The sequence below is a fragment of the Nocardia sp. XZ_19_385 genome (assembly GCF_015355755.1).
Classification (GTDB): Bacteria; Actinomycetota; Actinomycetes; order Mycobacteriales; family Mycobacteriaceae; genus Nocardia.
In genome coordinates, this window is sequence record NZ_JACVEE010000002.1 from 849,095 (window position 1) to 865,340 (window position 16,246).

Here is a 16,246-nt window from a genome sequence, read left to right on the forward strand (position 1 = left end):
CAGGGTATCGCACGTCGTCGCCGGACCTGTTTTTCGGTCCTGCGCGCCGCAGGCTCTACCCTGATGGGCATGCAGGACATGCAGGACAACCGTGTCAACGACAGCGATGTACCCGAGCAGCGGTACAGCGCCGATCTCGCGGGCCGCATCGAACGCCGGTGGCAGCAGAACTGGGTGGAGCGCGGCACCTTCCACGCGCCCAACCCGACCGGGCCGCTGTCCGGCGAAACGCCCGCCGACAAGCTGTTCGTCCAGGACATGTTCCCGTACCCGTCGGGCGCGGGCCTGCACGTCGGGCATCCGCTCGGCTACATCGCCACCGACGTGTTCGCGCGCTACCACCGCATGCAGGGCCGCAACGTGCTGCACGCGCTGGGTTACGACGCGTTCGGCCTGCCCGCCGAGCAGTACGCGGTGCAGACCGGCGCGCATCCGCGCGACACCACCATGTCCAACATCTCCACCATGCAGCGGCAGCTGGACCGGCTGGGCCTGGGCCACGACCGCCGGCGCTCGTTCGCGACCACCGACCCCGAGTACTACAAGTGGACGCAGTGGATCTTCCTGCGCATCTACAACGCCTGGTACGACCAGGAAGCCGACCGGGCCCGCCCGATCGCGGAGCTGGAAGCCCAATTCGTCAGTGGCGCACGGCCCGCCCCGGAAGGCCAGGCCTGGGCGAGCATGTCCCCGGCCGAGCGTTCCGCGCTGATCGACTCCTATCGCCTGGTCTACCAAACCGATTCGGTCGTGAACTGGTGCCCGGGCCTGGGCACGGTGCTGTCCAATGAAGAGGTCACCGCCGACGGCCGCAGCGAGCGCGGCAACTTCCCGGTGTTCCGTAAGCGCCTGTGGCAGTGGATGATGCGGATCACCGCCTACTCCGACCGCCTGGTCGACGACCTGGACCTGCTGGACTGGCCGGACAACGTGAAGTCCATGCAGCGCAACTGGATCGGGCGTTCGCGCGGCGCGCAGGTGAAGTTCGATTCGGCGGCCGGTCCGATCGAGGTGTTCACGACTCGCCCCGACACCCTGTTCGGCGCCACCTACATGGTGCTGGCGCCCGAGCACGAACTGGTCGACCGGCTGGTCACCGCCGCCTACCCCGAGGGCACCGACCCGCGCTGGACCAACGCGAGCACAACCCCCGCGGAAGCCGTTGCGGCCTACCGCAAGTCGATCGCGGCCAAGTCGGATCTGGAGCGCCAGGAGAACAAGGATAAGACCGGCGTCTTCCTGGGCGCGTACGCGGTGAATCCCGCCAACGGCGCGCAAGTGCCGGTGTTCATCGCCGACTACGTGCTCAGCGGCTACGGCACCGGCGCCATCATGGCGGTGCCCGGGCACGACCACCGCGACTGGGATTTCGCGACCGCCTTCGGCCTGCCGATCGTGGAGGTCATCGCCGGCGGCGACGTGCACGAGGCGGCGTACTCCGGCGACGGCAAGCTGGTGAATTCCAGCTACCTGGACGGACTTTCGGTCGAGGAAGCCAAGGCGACGATCATCGCCCGGCTGGAAGCCGACGGCCACGGCCAGGGCACCGTGCAGTACAAGCTGCGCGACTGGCTGTTCGCCCGGCAGCGCTACTGGGGCGAGCCGTTCCCGATCGTCTACGACGAGACCGGCGCCGCGCACGCGCTGCCGGAATCCATGCTGCCGGTGGAACTTCCGGAGATGGAGGATTTCGCACCGGTCACCTTCGACGCCGACGACGCGAACTCCGAGCCGTCCCCGCCGCTGGCCAAGGCCACCGACTGGGTCAACGTCGAACTGGATCTGGGCGACGGCCCGAAGATGTACCGGCGCGACACCAATGTCATGCCGAACTGGGCGGGCAGCTCCTGGTACCAGCTGCGCTACACCGACCCGACCAACTCGGAAGCGTTCTGCGCCAAGGAGAACGAGTCGTACTGGGTGGGCCCGCGCCCGGCCGAGCACGGCCCGAACGACCCGGGTGGTGTCGACCTGTACGTCGGCGGCGTCGAGCACGCGGTGCTGCACCTGCTGTACGCGCGGTTCTGGCAGAAAGTGCTGTTCGACCTGGGTGACGTCAGCGGCCGCGAGCCGTACCGGCGCCTGTTCAACCAGGGCTACATCCAGGCCTTCGCCTACACCGACGCCCGCGGCGCCTACGTGCCCGCCGCCGAAGTGACCGAGCGCGACGGCAAGTTCTTCTGGAACGACAACGAGGTGTTCCAGGAGTACGGCAAGATCGGCAAGTCGCTGAAGAACGCCATCTCCCCCGACGAGATGTGCGATCTGTACGGCGCCGACACCTTCCGCTTCTACGAGATGTCGATGGGCCCGCTGGACACCTCACGCCCCTGGGCCACCAAGGACGTCGTCGGCGCGCACCGCTTCCTGCAGCGCGTCTGGCGACTGGTGGTGGACGAGGAGACCGGCGCGATCCGCGTCACCGAGGACGATCCGTCGAACGAGACCGCGCGCCTGCTGCACAAGACGATCGCCGGTGTGGACGAGGATTACGCGGCGCTGCGCGACAACACCGCGGGCGCCAAGCTGATCGAGCTGACCAACCACCTCACCAAGAATTATCCCCAGGGCGCACCCCGCCACGTGGTGGAATCCCTGATCCTGATGCTGGCCCCGCTGTCCCCGCACATCGCCGAGGAACTGTGGGAGCGCCTGGGCCACCCGGAGTCGCTGGCGCACGGCCCCTTCCCGGTCGCCGACCCGGCCATGCTGGTCGACGAGACGGTGGAGTACCCGATCCAGGTCAACGGCAAGGTCCGCAGCCGCATCCAGGTCCCCGCCGACGCCGACAACGCGACCATCGAGGCGGCCGCCCTGGCCGACGAGAAAATCGCGGCCCTGCTCAACGGCGCCGCCCCGCGCAAGCTGATCGTCGTCCCCGGGCGCCTGATCAATATCGTGGCGTAGCGGTTATCACCGGCGCTTCCTGCTCGGAAGCGCCGGTACCGCCCCGCTACGCTTGTTCCAGTACCTCGAAGGGGATCGTCGCTTCGAGGGGCTCATCCAGTAGCAGAACGCGGCGGTGGACGTCGTGTGCCCGGTAGCGACGGCCGGACCAATCGAGTCGGTACTCCTCGATCTCCTCGATCCGCTGTTCCTTTTGGTCCAGCCGGACGATGAGATAGCACGGAATGCCAGCCGTCGCATATTGGATTCGCTTATCGGTGATGTCGACATCAATGGTCGATTCGGAGGTCACTTCGACGACCAGGAGGATGTGGTCGCGCACCGAGTTCAGGTCGTATGGCTCGCAGTCGCGGATCCAGATGTCGGGATAGCGGATGTTCAACTTTCGGTCCGCGGCGGCCGAATCCGCGTCAGCGAACCGAGCGGCTACATCGGAGTCCACCACCAAGCACGGCCCGCCGGGGCGTCGGGCCGCCTCCAGCAATCCCGCCATCCGTCGCACCACTCGGCTGTGCAGGGGACTCTGAGCCATCATCCGCACGACGCGCCCATCGACGATCTCGATGTCACCGAGGCCGTCCGCACGCCCTTCGGCGAACTCCTCGGCTGTCAAACGCAGTTCGGGTTGCTCGTCAGGAGCGCTCATGCCGCCATCATTGCAGGCGCACCCAGACCAGGCTATCCAGGAGTTCATGCCGCCGCCGCTGCGCATCCGCTGCGGCGAGCTCGGACTGAAGCTGCCGCACGACGGCCTCAGTGCTGTAGGTGGCGCTAATTCGGCGGGAGCAGCACGTCGTTCAGGGTGACCATCGACAGGTTGCGTTCCTTGATGATGTCGACGAGCTGGCCGTAGCAGTGGGTGACGGCGGGGGCGTTGGCGTGGCCGATGATGATGGTTTGCGGGTTGAAGTATTTATGGGCGCATTCGATCAGGTAGTCCTCGGTGATGACGCCCGAGTCGGACAGGGAGCCGTACCACATGGTGGGGACGGTGTAGCCGAGGTCGGCGGCGATGCGGTCGACGGTGCCGTTGTGGCGGCCGAACGGGGGGCGGTAGTACGGCGTGCCGTCGGTGCCGAAGTTGTTGTGCAGGTAGGTTTTCGCGGTCTCCAGCTGGTAAGCGACGGTCGAGCCGGAGATGGCCGTGAGGTCGGCGTGGCTCCAGGTGTGGTTGGCCAGCTGGATCTGGCCGGAATCCACCAAGGGGCGCAAGGCAGCTCGGTGGATCGACCACGAGTCGTAGTGCGCGGTAACGAAGAAGGTGAAGCGGGCGCCGGTGTCCTTGGCGAACTGGATGTAGGCGCCGACCACCTCGGGACTGGCGCCGTCGTCCACGGTGAGGGCCAGGCTGGAACCCGGTCCGGGCAGGGCGGTGATGGTCTGCGCCGGGATCGGGGTCTTCGGGCCGCCGGGTGGCGGCGGGAGCCGGGGCGTGGGCGGCAGCGGGTTCGGCAGCTTCGGCACGTCGGCGACCGACCTGGCCTCCAAAGGCTCACCCTCGGCCTTGGTGCAGGCGGTCAGCGCCACCGCCGTGCCGGCGGCGAGCATTGTCAGCAACTGTCGTCTGTCCACGGTTCCACAACCTCGGCTGTAGTCGGCTTACTTCGACCGACGGCACTTTAACCAGCAAAGGTGTCGCGCGGCTGTATCCACGCCGAAATCCGGTCAGCTATAGGGGCGCAGCACGATCTCGGTGGGGTGCGCGTCGCGCGGGGTGTCGAGGGCGTTGCGCACCGTCCACGCCACCGTCTGCGGGGTGAGGAATTCCTCGGGCTGGTACTCGCGGCCCTCGCCCGCGATGATCGCGCGCTGCATATCGGTGTCGATGCGGCCCGGGTGGATCGAGGTCACTCGCAGCTGCGGCTCCTCTAGACGCAGCGCGTCGCCGAAGGCCTTGAGCCCGAACTTGCTCGCCGCGTACGACGCCCAGCCCGCGTTGGCGCGCAAACCGGCACCCGAATTGATCAGCACCACATGGCCGTTCGCCCGGCGCAGCGCGGGCAGCAGCAGCCGGGTCAGCTCGGCGACCGCAATCACATTGGCTTCCAACGTATTCCGCCACTGCTCCACCGATGACTCGGCGATCGTGCCGATATCGGCGACACCGGCGTTGTGAACAAGCACATCAAGACGCTCGATCCGCGAAACCGCTTCGGCCACAGCGGGATAGTCGGTCAGCGACACGGGCCAGCCGGTGGCGTCCGGCAATTCGGCCAGGATCGGCTGCAAGGAATCGGCGGTCCGGGCGCCGAGCAGCAGCTCATAGGCCGGTGCGAGTTCTCTGGCGATGGCGGCGCCGAGCCCGCGGCTGGCGCCGGTGATCAGTGCGGTCGGCTTCGGGAGGCTGGTCACGGCGGTGGTCATGGGGCCCCACCGTAGTAGCTCTGCACAAACCGGGTGGTAACCCGTAGCGCCCGGGACCGGACCGTCGATGCACGCATGTGAGATCAGCCGCACATTTGCCGGTCAGCCGGGGGCCGCAGGACAACTCCGGCCGGGCATATCTGCGCGTGGCACCGCAGAATAGGGGGATGGCTCATCCGGGTTTCACTCCCACCCAGCTCGCGGCCCGCGCCGCCTACCTGCTGCGGGGCAACGACCTGGGCACCATGACCAGCGCCGCGCCCCGCCTCTACCCGCACATGTGGAGCTGGGACGCCGCCTTCGTCGCGGTCGGTCTCGCGCCGCTCAGTGTGGAACGCGCCGTCATCGAGCTCGACACCCTGCTCTCGGCGCAGTGGAAGAACGGGATGATCCCGCACATCGTCTTCGCCAACGGCGTCGACGGCTACTTTCCCGGCCCGGCCCGCTGGGAGTGCCGCAAACTCGCGGCGAACGCGCCCGACGGCCCGGACACCTCCGGCATCACGCAGCCGCCGGTGCACGCCATCGCGGTGCAGCGCATCCTCGATCATTCGCGCCGGCACGGCCGCAGCACCCGCGCGGTCGCCGAGGAATTCCTGAACCGGCGCTGGCCGGATCTGGTGCGCTGGCATCGCTGGCTCGCCCATGCCCGGGACCCGAAGGAGACCGGCCGGATCACGCTGTATCACGGCTGGGAGTCCGGGATGGACAACTCCCCGCGCTGGGATCGGGCCTACGAGAACGTGATTCCGGGTGTGCTGCCGCCATATCAGCGCGCCGACACCGCGATCGTCCCGGACCCCACTCAGCGCCCCAGTGACCGCGAATACGACCGCTACCTGTGGCTGGTCGAGCAGATGCGCCGGGCCGGCTACGACGACTACCAGCTCACCTCGACCATGAGCTTCGCGGTGGAGGACGTGTTCGTCACAGCGATCTTCGCGCTGGCCTGTGAGGTGCTGGCCCATATCGGCGAGGAGTACAAGCAGCCTCTCGCCGACGTGCGCGACCTGCATACCTGGGCCGAACGGTTCCGCGCGGGCGTCGTCGAGACCACCGATGCTCGCACCGGCATGGCCCGTGACTTCGATGTGCGGTTGCAGCGCCCGATCGTCACCGAGACCCTGGCCGTGTTCGCGCCGCTGATCAGCGGCGGTCTCCCCCGCGACGCCGAACGCAGCCTGCTGCGCCTGTTCGAGGGCCCGAGCTACTGCGGCCACCCGGACCTCCGCTACGCGCTGCCCCCGTCGACCTCGCCGGTGTCGAAGGATTTCCGGCCACGCGAATACTGGCGCGGACCGGTGTGGCCGGTGATGAGCTGGCTGTTCTCCTGGGCGTTCGCCCGCCGCGGCTGGGCGGAACGGGCGTTCATGCTGCGCGCCGAGGGCTTGCGCCAGGCCAGCGACGGCAGCTTCGCCGAGTACTACGAGCCGTTCACCGGCGAACCGCTGGGCAGCATGCAGCAGTCGTGGACCGCGGCGTCGGTGCTGGACTGGCTGGGGTAACCCGGAGTTCCACGGCGGTCGGATATTCCGGTCATACACTCCCGCTATGGACAAGCGGTCGAAAAGATTCATCCTGTCCGTGCCCCTGGCGGCAGTGCTCGGCTTCGGGCTGCTGCAAATACCCTCCGCGACCGCGAAACCCCAGGCCGCCCAGGTTTACAGCGGCTATTCGGCCCAACCGGCCGACGAGGCGCCGATCAAATCCGTCACCGCCCGCTGGACCCAGCCGGCCATCTCGTGCAACGCGTTCGCCAGCCTCACCGGCGGGCTGGAAAACATGATCGGCACTGGTTCCGCCCTGATCCAGACACCGGGCATGCTGGCCAACCCGCTGGGCCTGGTTGTCACCCAGTTCGTCCCGCACATGAGTTACTGGGTCGGCCTGGTGGGCGGCGAAGGTCGTGACATGACGTTGATCCAGACCGGCACCTCCGCCGCCTGTGTGCTGGGCGTCGTCGAATACGGGGGCTTCTTCGAGGCGCCCTCGCTGCGGAATCAGAAGTCGCCCGAGGCCTGGACCGATCCGGGGGTCGCACCGGGTGATGTCATGCGGGCCACCGTCACCTGGGACGGCGCCGACAGCTACCGCCTGGTTCTGGAGAACACCACCGCCGGCTGGTCCAAAGAGGACACCATGGAGCTGGCGGGCATCACCCCGCAACTCGCGCTCGCGGTCGGCGAGACGATCCCCTGCAACTCGCCGGATTTCACGCCCGTCGAGTTCACCGAGGTCACCGCCGATGGAAAGCCGTTCGGCGACTACGAGGTTCGCTCCTGGAGCATCAGCCCCTGCACCCCGATCGCGCCGGGCCCGTTGGAAGGCGAATCGTTCACGATCACGCAGCCGGAAGGTGTGGTGAGCGACACCCGCCCGAACGGTAGTTAGAGCAGATAGCTATCGTGGAGCGTCATGGATACCAGGCGCTCCAGGTGGATGGTGTTACTGATCGCGTTGGCGGGCATCCTCACCGCGGCTCCGGCCGCCGCTGCGCCGCAGGGACCGGATGTGTCGTCTTGGCAGCATCCCAACAAGATGTTGATCGACTGGTTCGCGGTCCGGCACGCGGGCTATGAGTTCGCCATGGTCAAGGCGACCGAGGGCCTGCACTACATGAATCCGCATTTCGTCCCCGACAGCGTGATCATGCGGATGGCCGGAGTCGCCCGGGGCACTTACCATTACGCGCGCCCCCAGCTGCCGCCGGAAGCGCAGGCCGTGCTGTATTCGACCGTGGTGCTGGGCCAGAACGGGCCGCTGGACCTGCCGCCCGTGCTCGACCTCGAGGACAGCGGCGGCCTGGCCCCGGACCAGCTGATCGATTGGACGCAGCGCTATCTGAACACGGTGCAGGCCATGACCGGACGGGTGCCGATCATCTACACCTATCCGAACTTCTGGAAAACGGCCATGGCCAACACGAATCAGTTCACCCGGTACCCGCTGTGGATCGCCGACTACCGCGGCAACTCCGAACCCGAGGTGCCCGGCGGGTGGCCTGCCTGGACGTTCTGGCAGACCACCGACAGCGGCACCATCCCGGGCATTCCCGCCCAGGTCGATCTCAACGTATACAGCGGGGCCCAAGGCGATTTCGCGCGCTTCGCCAATATGTGAATCAGACGCCGATGCGGGCGCCGCCCTTCTTCCACACCGCGACCACGGACGAACGCGGCTGGGCGGCGCCACCATCGGGCCAGTGCGACAGCGGGTTCTCCGGGGTGGCGTCGTCGGCCTCGCCCGGATGCTGCACGCACACCATGACCCGCTGCTCGGTGACGATCGGGCCGCAGGTCTCGCCGCCGCGCGGCACTGTCAGGAACTGTTTGGTCTCACCACGATTCGGGCCGTCGAGCACCACCGAGAACAGGCCGTCGTTGGACTTGAGGGCGTTGCCGTCGGTGGAGATCCACAGGTTGCCGTACGGGTCGAAGGCCAGGTTGTCCGGGCAGGAGATCGGGCTGACCTTGGTCTTGTCGAAACCGGCGTAGTAGGTGTCGGCGGCGGCCGGGTCACCGCAGACCAGCAGCAGCGACCAGGTGAACTCGGTGCCGGTGTGCTTGTCGTCGATCTCGAGGATCTGGCCGTTCTTGTTCAGCTTGCGCGGATTCGCCTCGTCCACACCGGCTTTGCCCTCGGCGCCGCGGTTGTCGTTGTTGGTCAGCGCGACATACACCTTGCCGGTGTAGGGATTGGCCTCGAAATCCTCGGGGCGATCCATCTTGGTGGCGCCGACCTTGTCCGCGGCCAGGCGGGTGAACACCGCGACCTCGGCCGCCGACATGCCCTCGACCAGCGACTTGCCCGTGCCGTCGCCGGTCGACTCCAGCAGCGGAATCCACTGGCCCTTACCGGTGAAACCCTGGTCCGACGGCTTGGCGCCGGTGCCGTCGATTTTGTCGGCGTGGTCGCCGGTCAGCTTCGCGACGTAGAGCGTGCCCTCGGACAGGATCTTCATGTTCTCGCGCCGGCTGGACGCGCTGGTGCCGGACTGCATCTTGCGCTTGGAGACGAATTTGTACATGTAGTCGAACTTTTCGTCGTCGCCGGTGTAGGCGACGACGTCACCGTTCGCGGTGACGTAGATGTTGGCGCCCTCGTGCTTGAGGCGGCCCATCGCGGAATGCTTGAGCGGCACCGAGTTCGGGTCCCACGGGTCGACCTCGACGACGTAGCCGAACCGGTTCGCCTCGAACGGTTCCTTCTCCAGGTCGAAGCGCTTGTCGGCGGTCTCCCAGCCGTTGGCGGTCTTGCCCGCGGCGAAACCGTAGCGCTTGGTGCGGGTATTGCCGATCTTGTCGCCGTTGGCGAAGTAGCCGTTGAAGTTCTCTTCACCGGAAAGCACGGTGCCCCAAGGGGTCACGCCGCCCGCGCAGTTGGCGAAGGTGCCCAGGATCTTGGTACCGGTCGGATCGGCGGAGGTGGTGACGAACGCGCTGCCCGCGGCCGGGCCGGTCAGCTTGAACTCGCTGGTCGCGGTGATGCGGCGGTTGTACTTGCCGAACACCGGAGTCAGCTTGCCGGTGCCGGATTCGCCCTTGACCTCGACGACCGACAGACCGTGCGCCGCCATGGTGATGGCGATCTGCTCGGGGGTCGGGGCGTCCTTGTTGTAGCCGCGGAACATGTGCGGGCCGGTGGTGTACTCGTGATTGACGACCAACAGATAGGAGTTGGCCTGGCCCTCGATGGGCATCAGGGCCGCGAAGTCGCTGTTGTAGCCGAACTGCTTGGCCTGCGCCGCGGCGGACTGCTTGTCGAAGTCGAACGCGGGCGCGTCGGCGAAAATCGGGTCGCCCCAGCGGATTACGACACCCTGCTCGTAGCCCTCGGGGATGACGACCGCGTCTTCCTTGTTCGGGGCGACGGCGGTGAAGGCGGTGCCGGTGCCGGGCGTACCCGCGGCCTTGGCCACCGGGGTCGGCGCGTCGGTGGGCGTGTCGGCGCCACAGGCGGCCAGGGCGCTGCCGGCGCCGACCGCGAGCACGGCGGCCGCGCCACCCTTGATCAGGCCGCGGCGGTTCAGCGAGGCGACGAGGTCACCGAAGTACTCGCCCCCGGAGGTGTTGGGCACCTCGTGGAAGCAGGCATTGCCACACTTGTATTCACAGGTCACGGCGGCACGCGACGACTGGCCGTCGTGCTTGACGAAGAGGGCTAGCGGTTTCACGGTAACTCCTGAACTCGGGCTGTCGAGGCGCACGCTAAACCGCGGAAACCAGCCCAAGGAAACGCGAAGGTGAACGGCCGACCAATTAGGTAACCCTCAGTTTGCTGCGGAAATGACGAATCCCGGTGCGGGCCAGCTGTACTGGCGAACACCGGGATTATGGGACTTCGGAGCGGATTTCGCGGGGGCTTCACGCGTTGACCGGCAGCGACAGGACGACCTCCTTCTCGTTCCCGGGCAGGTAGTGCACCTGCACGATCCGGCCGACCTGCACGCCGCCGACCATGGCGGGCGGCAGGAACTTCTCCGCCTGCGTGCCGAAGGTGCTGCCGTCGGGGCGGGTCACGACCAGCCCGAGCTCGATGCGCGAGTGCCCGTCGCGAATCTCCCCCGGCACCGACAGCGACTGCACGACCGCCTGCGCCTGCACACCGCGGGCGGCGATATCCAGCTTGGCCGGGGTGGTGAAGCCCTTGCGGATCATGGACTGGTTCATCGCCCGCTGTGCCTCGGTGGCGTCACCGGACATGTCGACCTCGACCTTGCCGGGGCGCTCCGGCAGATACCGCACCGGCAGCACCACGCCCGGGCGGAGCAGGGCCAGCTCGGTGAGCGGCACGATCATGCGTGCGGTGGCGTCGAAGACCTTGCCGTCCACGCCTTCCACGCTGAAGTCGACCCGCACCTGTGGCTGATCGTTGACGGTGACGCCGGTGTGGTGGAACGACTTCACGGTGCCGATGCCGAGCAGGCCGTGGCGGAATTCGGAGCTGTTGTTGCCGGTGAAGGCCTGCAAGATGCCCTCGCCGGTGAAGGCGAACACGATGGGGACGATGGTCAGCGCGATGATCGGCAGTGCCATCTGCGGCCCGACCCAGGGCATGGCGAACGGGTCGGAGGTGTCGGCCATCAGGCCGTGGAACAGGTAGTAGCCGATGGCGAAGGCGCCGAAGACGAGGGCGGCGGTGCGGGCTTTGGTGCGCATGGTGGTCTCCTGGAGGTGTTGCCCCGCGCTCCCGCATCGGTTGCGGGAGCGCGGGATTCGGATGGTTGGGTGATCAGCCGACGATGGTCGAGCACGCGAAGGTGATGTCGAACTTCGCGGCGGGCGCACCGGCCATCGGGTTGGTCATATCCGGGACCCCGACGCCCTCGCCGGTCACCTTGTAGGTGTTGCCGTCCTTGACGAGCTTGGCCGAGCCGCCGGGCTGGCCGTTGCCGTAGCCGACCGCGTAGGGCAGGCCGTTCGAGCCGCCCTTGCTGCCCGCGATACCGACGGCCTGCACGGTGTCACCGCTGATGGTGGCGCTGACGGTGAGCTGGCCGTGGGCGGCGTTGTTGTTATCGGTCAGCGCGAGGGCGAGGATGCCGCCCTGCTTGGCGCAGGTGGTGTCGAAGCTGGCCGTGAGCGCCTTGCCGTCGACCGAGGCGGCGGACTTGCCCGCCGGAGCGGGGGCCGGGGCCGCGGAGGTGGCGGGCTTGTCGGCGGGGGCGGGGTTGCTGCTCTTCGCGTCGTCGCCACAGGCGGTGAGGCCCAGGGCGAGGGCGGAGGTGGCGGCGATGACAGCGGCGGCGGTCTTGATGTTCATGGTTTCTTCCTTTGTGTTTCGTGTGGTCCGGCCCTTGTCGGTGCCGTTGAAAGAAAGGTAGAAACGATTCGCGCCCTACCGATCCCAGGTTTGCGCCGTCCGGAATCCGGAAAACTCCGTTAACCTGGTCGAATGCGACGACCGCGCGCCATGGTGCTGGATGAGGTGTGGCGCGAGCTCGACGGTGTCGAAGCGCTCAGCGGGCCCCAGGGTGGGCCGTTGCGGCGCACGGTGAAGCTGCTGCTGGACCCGCTGGTGATCCGGCCGGTGCAGAATCCGAGTTGCGCGGGGCCGCTGGTCACCGCGGACGGCGCGACACTGCTCGCGACCCGGGTGCACGCGAGCGCGGACGTGCTGCGGGCGACCGCGGCCTGGTTCACGGTGCTCAAGCAGGTGCGACGGGCGCTGCGGATCACCGAGGGGCATCCCCAAGATCTGTACTTCCAGCGGTGTTTCGAGCTGGCGACCACCTCCGGGCTCCCGAATCCGTTGCGGGACCGGGGTATTGCCGAGGCGGCGTTGCGGGAGATCCATGAGTTCACCGCCGGGCGGACCACGCAGGCCTTGAAGGCGCACCTCGGCGATGCCGGGCGGGCCGCCGATCTCGCTCAGCTCGTCGATGTCGCTTGGCGGCGCAGACCGTCCGGTGCGGCCCCGGCTGTGGACCATGCGCGTTCTCTCGACGCGCTGCTGGAAGAAGCCGCGGGTGCGCGGGTCGGGACCGGCAATGGCAAGGGGCAGTATCTGTTCGACAGCCTGATCGCGGCGCATGCGGGGGCGCATTCCGGAATCACACTGTGGCACACCGCAACTCGTGCTCACCGGTTCGGACTCACGACGCAATCGCTGCCCCAGGCGCCCGAGATCGGTTCCTCGGCTTCGACATCCGCCCTCGGGCTGCCGTTGGACCGGACCATCTACGAGCGGGTCTTCACCGTTTTACAGGCCTCTACCGAACGGGCCGAGCTGCCCGAGATCCCGGAGCTGGTCACCTCCGAAGTCACGCGCAGTTGTGCACCATGGGCCTTGCTGGACGAGTCGCTGCGAGTCGCCGCGGCGGCGGGAGCCACGCTGGCGGTGGGGTTTTCGCCGATCAATGCGCCCGCCGGGAATCGGCTGCGGCAGCTGGGGACCGATGTGGAGGAATCGACACCACTGCGTTTGATCAACGGGCGCTGGCGGCGCGAATCCTATGTACTGCAAGCCCGCCGGCTCGTTGTCGATCCCGCGGCGGAATTGTCGTCGTCGAATCCGCTGGACGCCATCGCCGCCGAGCTGCGCACACCGTGGCAGCCATACCTGCGCCGACTATGGGTGCGACTGCACGGCCGGGATGTCCGCGAGTTCCCGGTGTTCGATCCGGATGAGCTGTGGGATCTGCTCGACGGAGTGGCGCGCTCGGTCATCCTGGACCACCGCGCCCGGGTGAAGAAGGCGCTCAGCGCCAGTTCCTTTGCCGCCGAGGTCGATTCGCTCGAATCGAGGGTGAGCTGATGACCGAGGTCTCGCTGTTCCGTTCCGGTGACCTGCTGGGCATCGTGCCGCCGGGAGCGCCCACCGTGCTCGACGGTGCGCCGGACAACGACGTGATGGTGCTCGAAGTCCTCGGCGGTCACCTGACCTGGAGTGTGCTGTCCGGACAGGCGATCCCCGCCGCGGTGATCGATGATCTCGATGCCGCTCAAGAGTGGATCTGGGCCGTCTACGGCGAACCTGTCGCGCTGGCCGTCGCCGACTACCCGGGCGGGCGGCCCACTTTCCCGGCCCGTCCGGAACTTCCACGCCTGATCACGCATGCCTGGCGGCTCGGCTTCGCGCACTGGGCGGCCCGTTGGTGGCCCGCCTCCACTCTCGATGGCATCGCCGCCCTCGATCCGGGGGTGCTCGAGGAGGAGATCGCCGAGCTGACCGAGCAGTGCGAGATGATCGTCGACGGAGCCGACGCGGGAGTGCCGTTCATTCCGCCGATGTCGTCGAATATCGCTGTGCGCCAGTCGGATTACGCTCTCGCAGCGGGCGGTGACGCGCGGTCGAACGTGCTGACCCTGGATCGCGGTGTCGGCGGCTGGGACTGGCGGGGCTGCCCGCCAGGGCTGCTCGACGCCTCCGAACAGGCGGTGTCCTGGGAGCTGGCTCGCGACGCCGGGCTCACCATCGCCCGGGTCAGCGTGGTGGCCGCACCCCAGCTCACCGGGCCGGTCCCGGGGCATCTGCGGCCCCGGGCGCGGATCGCCGAGGCCGCCGAGATCGAACTCGAACTGGCCGGGGACAGCTGGGTCGGGCAGACGGCCGTCGCCGGTGAGGACGCGGTGACGGTGGAGGTCTATGTGCCCGGGATCGGGGTGCCGGAGTACGAAGACCGTGGCGGGCCGGAAACCCGCAGGCGGATACGGGAATTCGCGACGACCCGTTTGCGCCGCGCTGCCGGACCGGTCACCGACGCGTTCGACGCGCCCCTGCGAGCCGAGATCGCCGCCGCGGCTGAAGATTCGGACTTCTGATGGACCGCACGAGAGCCTTACCGGAGCTGTGATGGATCAGGGAACCCCTCCAGACGACGGACGCGAAGTGTTGCTCGCCGGGGCCGAGGCCTACCAGCGCGGGGAAGTTGCTGAGGCGCTGCGGATCTTCTCCGAAGCGGTGCAGACCACCACCGGCGCGCTGCGGGTCAGCGCGCTGATCAACGCCGCAAGCATGGCCGACGAACTCGGCGACCATGCCACCGCGCTGACATGGTTTCGCGAAGCGCTGGCCGAGGTCCCCGATGGCGCGATCGAAAAGCGTTGCAGCGCACTGGTAAATGTCTCGCAGGCGCTGCAACACCTCGGCGAGCTGGACGAGGCGCAGGCCGCGCTGGAGCAGGCCCGGGGATTGCTCGCCGACAGCGGCGAGGAACTCGGCATGCTGCGCGTCGCGTGCCTGCTGTCCCTCGGTGCCGTCGCCTTCCACCGCGGCCAATGGACCCGCACCATCGAGATCGCTACCGAATCCCTGGACGCCGCCGTCCGTTACGCCCCGCATTTGGCCGGTCATCCACTGATGAGCCTGGCGGGCGCCTACTTCGAAACCGGCCGCCGCGATCTGGCCCTCGACTTCACCCAGCAGGCCCTAGCCGCCTTCGAATCCGCGGGCGACATCAACGCCGTCGCTGAGACCCGGCAGAACCTCGCCACCATGCATATTCGCTTGAATCAGCATGACGAGGCCGAACCGTTGTTGCGGGCCAGCCAGGATTATTTCGAGCAGGCCGGGCTGGGCCACCGTGCCGGGATCGGCCTCAAAACCCTCGGCTTCCTCGCCGAAAGCCGTGACGATCTGGCGCAAGCGGATGACCTCTACGGCCGCGCCTTCGAGTATTTCCGCGACTCCGGCGCCGTCCTGGACGCGGCCGACGTCCAGGTCCGCCTGGCCACTGTCGCCTACGCCAACGCCCGGATCGACGAGGGCGAAGCACTCCTGGCCGCCGCTTACGCCGCCTACGCCGAGCGCGGTCTCGGATTGCACTGCGCCCAAATCGATTACTGGCACGCACTGCTGCTGGAGTCGATCATCGACGACGTCGCGGACCCTGCCCCGGCACTGGCGGTCGCCACCGACCTCGCCATCACCTCGGCTCTCGCCATCGACGCCGTCCGGCACACCTTCCCGAACGGTACCCAGCGCCAGCAGTGGAACACCCAAATCGCCGACCCCGCACTGCGATTGGCCTTCCGGTTCGCCTATCTCAGTGGTGACGGACAGCTTCTCGCCGACCTCATCGAGACCCAATGCGCCGGGGCCACTTTGCAAACCAAAAGGACTGATTCCGCCACTACCAGGCAGTTTCCGATCGAATTCCTCGACCCTGGCGACCCCACACCGGAAAGCACCACACCGATCGATACCGATCCCGGCCATCCGGGCACGCTCTCGGCCGGATCCCGGACGGCAACCACGTCCGGCACCCCCTCCGTCCAAGCCGGTGCTTTACCAGCAGGTGCCCCGGGTCCTCCGGCGGCGACCTTGCGTCTGGCCTCGGCTCTGGCCGATGTCGCTGCGGGCGAGGGACTTCCGGTTTCCCTACCGCCGCGCCTCGTCATCGAGCCGGACGGACACGTCGCGCTCGCCGCCTACATCACGGCCGCTGAACAGCGTTACGGCCGACCGGTTCGCGACCGCCGGAGGGTATCGGCATGATCCACCTACTGGTATTCACGTCGTGGCGATTCACTCC

13 protein-coding genes are annotated in these 16,246 nt (G+C 67.7%); 7 read left to right on the forward strand and 6 right to left on the reverse strand.

Annotated features, from left to right (window positions below; all coding sequences use genetic code 11):
* Window positions 1–78 precede the first annotated feature (78 nt).
* Window positions 79–2,907 carry a leucine--tRNA ligase gene (leuS, locus tag IBX22_RS16625; protein ID WP_194817738.1) on the forward strand — a complete coding sequence of 943 codons (2,829 nt, stop codon included), beginning with the start codon at window positions 79–81 and terminating at the stop codon, window positions 2,905–2,907.
* Window positions 2,908–2,953: 46 nt separating this feature from the next.
* On the opposite strand, the gene IBX22_RS16630 is transcribed toward leuS, so the two are convergent.
* The 3 genes from IBX22_RS16630 to IBX22_RS16640 all read right to left on the reverse strand — a co-directional run bounded on the left by IBX22_RS16630 (window position 2,954) and on the right by IBX22_RS16640 (window position 5,271).
* Window positions 2,954–3,553, reverse strand: coding sequence for a Uma2 family endonuclease (locus IBX22_RS16630; RefSeq protein WP_194816466.1), 600 nt, complete (start codon window positions 3,551–3,553; stop codon window positions 2,954–2,956).
* Window positions 3,554–3,678: 125 nt separating this feature from the next.
* Window positions 3,679–4,455, reverse strand: coding sequence for a polysaccharide deacetylase family protein (locus IBX22_RS16635; protein WP_194817739.1), 777 nt, complete (start codon window positions 4,453–4,455; stop codon window positions 3,679–3,681).
* A gap of 117 nt (window positions 4,456–4,572) precedes the next feature.
* Window positions 4,573–5,271 carry an SDR family oxidoreductase gene (locus IBX22_RS16640; RefSeq protein ID WP_194816467.1) on the reverse strand — a complete coding sequence of 233 codons (699 nt, stop codon included), beginning with the start codon at window positions 5,269–5,271 and terminating at the stop codon, window positions 4,573–4,575.
* Between the two features lie 167 nt (window positions 5,272–5,438).
* Here IBX22_RS16640 and IBX22_RS16645 point away from each other — a divergent pair, with 167 nt between their 5' ends.
* Genes IBX22_RS16645 through IBX22_RS16655 form a run of 3 tightly spaced genes read left to right on the forward strand, consistent with a single transcriptional unit; the run spans window position 5,439 to window position 8,391 of the window.
* Window positions 5,439–6,776 carry an amylo-alpha-1,6-glucosidase gene (locus IBX22_RS16645; protein ID WP_194816468.1) on the forward strand — a complete coding sequence of 446 codons (1,338 nt, stop codon included), beginning with the start codon at window positions 5,439–5,441 and terminating at the stop codon, window positions 6,774–6,776.
* 46 nt (window positions 6,777–6,822) lie between these two features.
* Entirely contained in the window at window positions 6,823–7,662 is an 840-nt protein-coding gene (locus IBX22_RS16650; RefSeq protein ID WP_194816469.1) for a G1 family glutamic endopeptidase, read from the forward strand.
* Between the two features lie 24 nt (window positions 7,663–7,686).
* Entirely contained in the window at window positions 7,687–8,391 is a 705-nt protein-coding gene (locus tag IBX22_RS16655; protein WP_228538842.1) for a glycoside hydrolase family 25 protein, read from the forward strand.
* Between the two features lies 1 nt (window position 8,392).
* Here the strand turns inward: IBX22_RS16655 and IBX22_RS16660 are convergent, their stop codons facing one another.
* The 3 genes from IBX22_RS16660 to IBX22_RS16670 form a co-directional block, all read right to left on the reverse strand.
* Complete coding sequence (locus tag IBX22_RS16660; RefSeq protein WP_194816470.1) at window positions 8,393–10,444, reverse strand: PhoX family phosphatase; 2,052 nt, start codon at window positions 10,442–10,444, stop codon at window positions 8,393–8,395.
* 190 nt (window positions 10,445–10,634) lie between these two features.
* Complete coding sequence (locus IBX22_RS16665; protein ID WP_194816471.1) at window positions 10,635–11,429, reverse strand: hypothetical protein; 795 nt, start codon at window positions 11,427–11,429, stop codon at window positions 10,635–10,637.
* A gap of 73 nt (window positions 11,430–11,502) precedes the next feature.
* Entirely contained in the window at window positions 11,503–12,033 is a 531-nt protein-coding gene (locus tag IBX22_RS16670; protein WP_194816472.1) for a lipoprotein LpqH, read from the reverse strand.
* A gap of 150 nt (window positions 12,034–12,183) precedes the next feature.
* Here IBX22_RS16670 and IBX22_RS16675 point away from each other — a divergent pair, with 150 nt between their 5' ends.
* From IBX22_RS16675 to IBX22_RS16685, 3 genes are read left to right on the forward strand one after another with little or no spacing between them, the layout of a single operon-like run.
* Window positions 12,184–13,527, forward strand: a complete 1,344-nt coding sequence (locus IBX22_RS16675; protein ID WP_194817741.1) for a hypothetical protein — start codon at window positions 12,184–12,186, stop codon at window positions 13,525–13,527.
* Window positions 13,527–14,534, forward strand: a complete 1,008-nt coding sequence (locus IBX22_RS16680) for a hypothetical protein (protein WP_194816473.1) — start codon at window positions 13,527–13,529, stop codon at window positions 14,532–14,534. The genes IBX22_RS16675 and IBX22_RS16680 overlap by 1 nt, the downstream gene beginning before the upstream one ends.
* A 31-nt stretch (window positions 14,535–14,565) precedes the next feature.
* Window positions 14,566–16,209, forward strand: a complete 1,644-nt coding sequence (locus tag IBX22_RS16685) for a lipopolysaccharide assembly protein LapB (protein ID WP_194816474.1) — start codon at window positions 14,566–14,568, stop codon at window positions 16,207–16,209.
* Window positions 16,210–16,246 lie beyond the last annotated feature (37 nt).